Source organism: Roseovarius sp. EC-HK134, from assembly GCF_902498815.1.
GTDB classification, from domain to species: domain Bacteria; phylum Pseudomonadota; class Alphaproteobacteria; order Rhodobacterales; family Rhodobacteraceae; genus Roseovarius; species Roseovarius mucosus_A.
This window is the reverse complement of the sequence record NZ_LR701536.1, coordinates 1-1,709: the sequence shown is the minus strand read 5'-3', so window position 1 is coordinate 1,709 and position 1,709 is coordinate 1. Positions and strand designations below refer to the sequence as shown.

The window sequence follows — 1,709 nt, the reverse complement described above, 5'->3', positions numbered from 1 at the left end:
GGGTTCTGCCTCACTTTGTGTGGCGCAACTATCCTGAAACTGGAAAATTCAGGAGGTATAGTTGTGAGTTCGAAGAAGCACTGGTCGCCCGGGAGCGATGTTGCCGTTCAAAGCGTTGAGCGAAGTGAAAGAGGCGGGTGGATTGTATCTGGCGTCTTGGCTCCCAACGGCATTTGCCCAGACTGTGGATTGCATTCACGCCGACGTCACGGCTGGCGGCGTCGGCGGCTGCAGGATTATCCCGCGCATGGAGACGAGGTAACGGTTGATCTCGCAATTTGCCGTTGGCGATGTCAGGCACCCGCTTGCCCACGCCGGACATTCTCAGACCAAATCGCCTCGATTGCGCGTCCATTTGCACGTCGTACTTCGCGTGTCGGGGAGATTGTCACCCATCTTGGGCATGCGACCGGCGGACGGCCAGCCGAGCGGTTGTTGCATCGTTTGGGCCTTGGAGTCAGCGATGACACGGTGCTTAGGCAGCTGAAGAACCGTGCCCAAGACAGTGGCGAGTCGCCGACAGTCATCGGGATCGACGACTGGAGTTGGCGGAAATCGCAAACCTACGGCACGATCATTGTGGATCTGGAGCGTCGCGTGGTGATCGACATTCTTGAGGATCGAGATGTCGTCAGCTGCACCAACTGGCTGAAGCGACACCCCGAGGTGGAAGTGATCAGCAGAGATCGCTGCGGTCTCTACGCCCAGGCAGCACGGCAAGGGGCACCGCAGGCGAAGCAGGTCGCTGACCGGTTCCATATCGTACAAAACCTGCGGCAGGCCATCGAGGAGCAAATGAACCTTCACGGCCGTGCGACCGGCAGGGCGCTGCTGTCCGACGCCGACAACATCACCGCAGCCGGCAGCCTTCTGAAGTCACGCCTGGCGCATAGGACGTCTCGGGAAGAGATTTTCGCCACCATTCATGCGCTCCGAAATCAGGGGCTTTCATGCAGCGAGATCGGGCGGCGAACAGGGTTCCCGCGTCGCAGCATCGCGAAATGGCTGCAGTTCGAGACACCACCGGACCGCAGGCGGGCCGCTTTGAAGCCGACATCGCCGTGGTACTTTGAAGAGTTCCTGAGCCAAAGCTGGAAGGAGGGCATTCGAACTGGCAGCGCCCTGTTCCGTCTGATCCGAGAGCGCGGTTACGAGGGGAGTCAGTCGCATTTGCAGCGTCTGTTGGCGGGCTGGCGAAAAGCAGAACAGCAAGGGAGCGACTCCAAGGTAGAGCACGAAATCCTTAAGCCAGTCCGGGACCCGGAAACGGGGCACGCGATTTCCCCGGTCATCGCAGCCGCGCTGTGCATCAAACCCCGCGGAAAGCTCACCCCGGATCAAGCGCGGAAAGTCGACGCGCTCAAGGCCGGTTCTCCCGCCTTCGCAACGATGCGAAGTCTCGCCATGCGGTTCAACGGTATCCTGCGCGGCCGCCAAGCAGACCCGCTCCCAGCATGGATCGACAACGCGATCGAAACCGATCTGGCGCCCATCGTGCGCTTTGCCCGCACATTGAACCGGGACTTCGATGCAGTCAAAAACGCCATCGAGATGCCATGGAGCAACGGCCAAGCAGAAGGTCAGATCAATCGCCTGAAGACGCTCAAACGCGCCATGTACGGTCGAGCCGGTCCAGAATTGTTGCGGGCGAGAATGCTACCGTTCCGCCACACAGATTGAGGCAGAGCCCAATTAAGGGCTACGCGACA

1 protein-coding gene is annotated in these 1,709 nt (G+C 60.1%); it reads left to right on the top strand.

Translation table 11 applies throughout. From position 1 onward, the window contains the following. Positions 1–141: 141 nt before the first annotated feature. Positions 142–1,680 carry an ISL3 family transposase gene (locus GC127_RS01215; protein WP_078522938.1) on the top strand — a complete coding sequence of 513 codons (1,539 nt, stop codon included), beginning with the start codon at positions 142–144 and terminating at the stop codon, positions 1,678–1,680. The last annotated feature ends 29 nt before the right edge of the window (positions 1,681–1,709 follow it).